General features: G+C 68.8%; 2 protein-coding genes and 2 pseudogenes. 2 read left to right on the forward strand and 2 right to left on the reverse strand.

What is annotated here, in order from left to right:
* Together GJ633_RS13580 and GJ633_RS13585 are read right to left on the reverse strand one after the other, a co-directional pair.
* On the reverse strand, positions 1 to 1,965 hold a 1,965-nt coding region (locus GJ633_RS13580; RefSeq protein ID WP_156589245.1), incomplete at its 3' end, for a minichromosome maintenance protein MCM.
* A 71-nt stretch (positions 1,966 to 2,036) separates the two neighbouring features.
* On the reverse strand, positions 2,037 to 2,399 hold the full coding sequence (locus tag GJ633_RS13585; RefSeq protein ID WP_156589246.1) for a TRAM domain-containing protein: 363 nt from the start codon (positions 2,397 to 2,399) through the stop codon (positions 2,037 to 2,039).
* 245 nt (positions 2,400 to 2,644) lie between these two features.
* Here GJ633_RS13585 and GJ633_RS13590 point away from each other — a divergent pair.
* A pseudogene (locus tag GJ633_RS13590) lies at positions 2,645 to 4,985 on the forward strand (DEAD/DEAH box helicase).
* A gap of 70 nt (positions 4,986 to 5,055) precedes the next feature.
* Positions 5,056 to 5,248 (forward strand): annotated as a pseudogene (locus tag GJ633_RS13595) (endonuclease NucS domain-containing protein); the annotation flags it as partial.

Below are 5,248 nucleotides of genomic sequence, written 5' to 3' on the forward strand. Positions count from 1 at the left end.
CTCCTCGTACTCGTCTTCGATGTCCGCGATGAGCCCCTTGACGTTCTTGATGCGGTCGCGCTGGCTCTTGGAGGTCCCCGTCTCGACGACGTCCGCGTCGAACTGCCCCGTCTCCGGGTCGACGCCGATGTCCTGGAGACACGACTCCACGATGTCGGTGGCGCGCTCGGCGTCGCTGCGGTCGACGGTGTCAGAGAGCCGGAGCCGCGCGCTCGCCTCGGCCAGCCGCACCAGCGCCTCCAGCTTCCGCGCGGTGACCGGCACCGGCGCGTCCTCGTCGGCCCCCTTCGCGCGGAGGTCGACGTAGAACTCCTCGATGATCCCTTTCGCCTCGTCGGTCATCGTCGGGTAGCAGTTCCGCTTCGCGTACGCGATGTACTTGCGCAGCAGGTCGGCGTCGATCTCGGGAGCCACCTCCTCGGTGACGTTCTCGACCTCCTGGGCCGTGAACTCCGAGGTCGGCAGCTCCGACCGCTGGGTGTTCAGCTCGCCGGCGTAGTTCGTCTTGAGGATGTGCTTGGCCAGCCGCGAGTCGCGCTCCGGGTCCGGCTGGTCGGTCACGGTGAAGATCAGGTCGAACCGCGAGATGAGCGCGGGCTCTAAGTCGATCTGCTCGCCGATCGGCTCGTACTGGTCGAACCGCCCGTACTTGGGGTTCGCCGCCCCGAGCAGCGAACACCGGGCCTTCAGCGTCGCGTTGATCCCCGCCTTCGACACCGAGATCTTCTGCTGTTCGAGCCCCTCGTGCATCGCCGACCTATCAGACGAATCCATTTTATCTAATTCGTCGACTGCGGCAATTCCCTTGTCGGCCAAGACCAGCGCGCCGGCTTCGAGCGACCACTGCTGGCCGTCGCCGAAGTCGTCGCGTACAGCTGCAGCCGTTAATCCCGCAGCGGATGATCCTTTTCCAGAAGTATAAACTGATCTTGGAGCAATATTCTCTACATAACTGATCATCTGACTTTTCCCGGTTCCAGGATCTCCGATCAGGAGCATGTGGAGGTCCCCGCGGATCCGGGAGCCGTCCGGGAGGTGTTTGGTGACCCCGGAGAACAGCTGGAGGATCATCGCGAGCTTCTCTTCGTCGTAGCCGTAGATGGCCGGCGCGATGGAGCCGACCATCGCCTCGTAGATGTCGTCGCGGGCGGACAGCTCGACGATCTCCTGACGGTCGGCCTCGGTGATGTCCATGTCCTCGAACTCCTCGTCCTCGATGGCGATGGAGACGCCGTCCATGTACAGGTCGAAGATGGCGGACTTCTCGTTGCCCTGCTCCACCTGCTCGATGTGGAGGACGCCGACGGCGGTGACGTGGTCGCCGGGGGTCGCCTCCCCGGTGATGTCGTCTTCGATGTCGACGTCGATCGACTGCGGCGTCTCGCCGCCACGCAGCCCCTCCGGGGACTCCTGGATCCGGAGCTTCTGGGAGTCGACGAACTCCGACTGGTCGAAGTTGACGCGGAACGGTCCCTGCCGTTCACACCCCTGACACTCGTGGGGCTCCTGGAAGCCGCCGTCGCTCTGGGGGATGTACGTCATCGTGCCGCAGCGCTGGCACTCGAAGGCGGCCTCGGTCACCTTCGGGCGGACGTCGGTCGCCTTGCGGACGATCCCCTGGACCGACACGAGCGTCCCGATGTGGTCGTCGTGGACCCGGATCCCGCGGATGTCGACGTTCTCGGGGAGGTTCTCGATCCGGACGTGCGCGCGGCCGAGGCTGACGTCCGCGGGCAGGTCGTAGAGCCGCAGGGCCTCCTCCGCGTACTCGCGCATCTGGTCGGGCTTCGTGCGGAAGTCCTCGGCGAGATCGCGGTCGAACTGGAAGAGGTCGTCGTACTCGACGTACAGCGAGCGCTGTTCGTTGGGGTACCGCTGTGCGAGGGTGCCGATCTCCTCGCGGTAGTAGTTCCGGTAGAACTGGATGAACCGTTCGGTGAGGTCCTGATTCCCGGCCTGAGCCATTACGCCACCCCTTCGTCGCCATCACCTATGAACCTCATGCTCGGCGGGAGCCCCGCCGGGTCGTTCCGATCTCACGCGCGCTCGACGAACGTCGCGTCCGCCGACGTGCGTCCCTCGTTGAACGAGAGCACCTTCGCGCGGATCACGTCGCCCGTCTCGACGCCGCTCGGGAGGTCCTCGGTGAAGATCACGAATCCCTCGACCTTACCGACGGCCACCTCCTCGCCGGAGTGGTGGTCGGCGAGTTCGGTCACGCCGAACTCGTAGGTCTCGCCGATCTCGACCGGCGGCGCGCGCTGCTTCGCGGTCTCGTGGGCGCGCTTGGACTCGCGGGCCGCCGCGGAGGGGCCGCGCAGCCGGCGAACGACGGCGGTCAGGACCAGCAGGGCCAGCACGGCGGCGGCTCCGAGGACGACGGGCGACGACGGGATCATACCGGGCGGTCGACCCCCGATTACGTAAACGGTCGGGTCGAGGCGGCGTCTGAGCCTCCCTCGGTGTCGACGGAGGGGGCGACGGGGCGACAGGGTGACGGCGGCGACTGGGCGACAGAGTGACGGCAGCGACGAGGATGGCGACCTCGACGGCCGCATGAGAAACGCCTTTGCCCCCGAGGCCCCCGACTCGATCCAATGCGAGACAGCCGCGGGTGCCGACTCGTCCACGGGTGTGGTGCGGCGTGAAGGTCGCGGACGCGGTGCCGGCGTTCGCCGACGCCTTCGGGTTCGACGAGTTCAATCAGATGCAACGCGAGGCGCTGCCGGGGATCTTAGAGACCGACCACAACGTCGTCGCGTCGGCCCCGACGGCCTCCGGGAAGACCGCGCTCGCCGAGCTCGCCATCTGCAAGACCCTCGATACGGGCGGGACGGCCCTCTTCATCGCGCCCCTTCGCGCGCTCACCAACGAGAAGGAGAGCGAGTGGGACCGCTTCGAGGACCTGGGCTACTCCGTGTACGTCGTCTCCGGCGAACGCGACCTGAACCCCCGCCGCGCCGAGCGCGCCGACGTGCTCGTGACGACGCCGGAGAAGGCCGACAGCGCGACGCGGAAACACGACTCCGCGCGGTACAGTTTCATCACCGACGTCGACTGCGTCGTCATCGACGAGGTCCACCTGCTCGACTCCGAGAAGCGCGGCGCGGTGCTGGAGGTCACCGTCTCGCGGCTCCGCCGGCTGCAGGACCCGCGGGTCGTCGCGCTCTCGGCGACGATGCCGAACGTCGACGACGTCGCCGAGTGGCTCGACGCGCCCGCCGAGACGACCTACGCGTTCGGCGACGAGTACCGGCCGGTCGACCTCGAAACGGGCGTGAAGACGTACTCGCACGGCTCGAACGCGTTCGCGGACAAGTACCGCCGGCTCTACCGCGCGCTCGACCTGGCCGAGCCGCACGTCCGCGAGGACGGGCAGGCGCTCGTGTTCGTCTCCTCGCGACAGGACACGGTCCAGGCGGCCAAGAAGGCGCGCGACGAGATCGCCGAGCGGGACATCCCGATCGACTCCCGCGGCGACTACGACTTCCACAACGAGGCGAAAGAGCTGTCGAACGACACGCTCCGGCAGTCGGTCCTCGACGGCGTCGGCTTCCACCACGCCGGGCTCGGGAAGGGCGACCGCGACCGCGTCGAGGAGTGGTTCAAACGGGGGAAGATCAAGCTGCTCTTCTCGACGTCGACGCTCGCGTGGGGGGTGAACCTCCCGGCGCGCTGCGTCGTCATCCGCGACACGAAGTACCACGACCCGCTGGAGGGCGAGACCGACATCTCGTCGCTGGACGTGCTCCAGATGCTCGGCCGTGCGGGACGCCCCGGGTACGACGACGTCGGCTACGGCTGGGTCGTCTGCGACCGCGCGGACGCCGACAAGTACCGTCGGCTGTTGCGCGAGGGCAAGGAGATCGAGTCGCGGCTCGCCGCCGACCTGGAGTCGCACCTCAACGCCGAGATCGCGATGGGGACCATCCGCGGGCTGGAAGACGTGATGGCGTGGCTGGAGACCACGTTCTACTACGTTCGGGCGCAGTCGGAGCCAGATGCGTACGACTTCGCGACCCTCCGCGACCGCGTCCGCGACACCCTCGAATCGCTCGTCGACGACGGGTTCGTCGCGGCCGACGACGACCTCGCGATCGAGCCGTCGCCGCTCGGCCGGCTCGCCTCGAAGTACTACCTGCGTCTGGAGACCGCCCGGCAGTTCCGCGAACTGGCCGACCGAGAGACGCTGACTGTCGACCGGATCCTCGAGGCGGTCGCCGCGGCCGAGGAGTTCGACTCGGTCTCCGCGCGGTCGGCGGAGGCCGACGCGGTCGACCGTATCCTCGACGGCCGCGACACCGACCTCGCGGACGGGCACCGCAAGGTGTTCGCCATCCTGATCGCCGGGATGACCGACTCGGTCCCCGCCGACCTCCGCTCGGACGCGTGGGTAATCCGGCAGAACGCCCTCCGACTGCTCGCCGCGCTCGCGGAGTTTCTCGACCGGTTCGCCGGTCCGCGCGCCGCCAACCTCGCCCGACGGGTCGAGGCGCGGGTCGAACACGGCGCCTCGCGGGAGGCGGTCGCGCTCACGGCCATCGACGGGGTCGGCTCCGGCCGCGCCGAGCGGCTCGCCGAGGCGGGGATCACCTCTCCCGCCGACGTCGTCGACGGGGGAACGAGCGCCCTCGAGGGCGCCGGCATCGGCGGCTCCGTCGCCGAGCGGATCCTCGACGCCGCGCGCGACTGTCCGCGGGTCGACGTCGACTGGGGAGCGTTCCCGGACGCGTCGCGTCGGCGAGAACGAGCTGTGCGAGGTCGCGGTCGCGACCGTCTCGGGGAGCGCCCGGACCGGGATCCGCGTCACCGTCAACGGAGTGGAGATGACGGCGACGACGACGTACCTCGACGGGGAGACGACGGTTCCGGTCGGGGTGTTCGGCCCGCCGGACGCGGACGAGCTGGAGTTCGTCGTCGAGGTCGTCTTCCCCGACCTGCCGCTGTTGCCGGTGCGCGCGGCGCGGACGGTACGGGTCGAGTAGGGCGGGCTCGGCCGGCTCGCCCTCGCATCTCGCCCGACCGCTTAACACCGATACCGCGGCCACCCCTCCCATGCCGGAACGACTCCGCGTGCTCGCAGGCGACTGTCACGTGACCGAACGCGGCGACCGCTCCCGCGCGTACCGCGGGCGCGTCGTCGTGCTGATCAAGCCGGACGACACCACGCTCGTCCACGACGCCGACGGGTACCAGCCGGTCGCGTGGCTCACGCGTCCCGACTCGGTCGTCGTCGAAGGCGGCGACG

The organism is Halorubrum sp. CBA1125 (genome assembly GCF_009742825.1).
In the GTDB taxonomy this organism is placed as follows: domain Archaea; phylum Halobacteriota; class Halobacteria; order Halobacteriales; family Haloferacaceae; genus Halorubrum.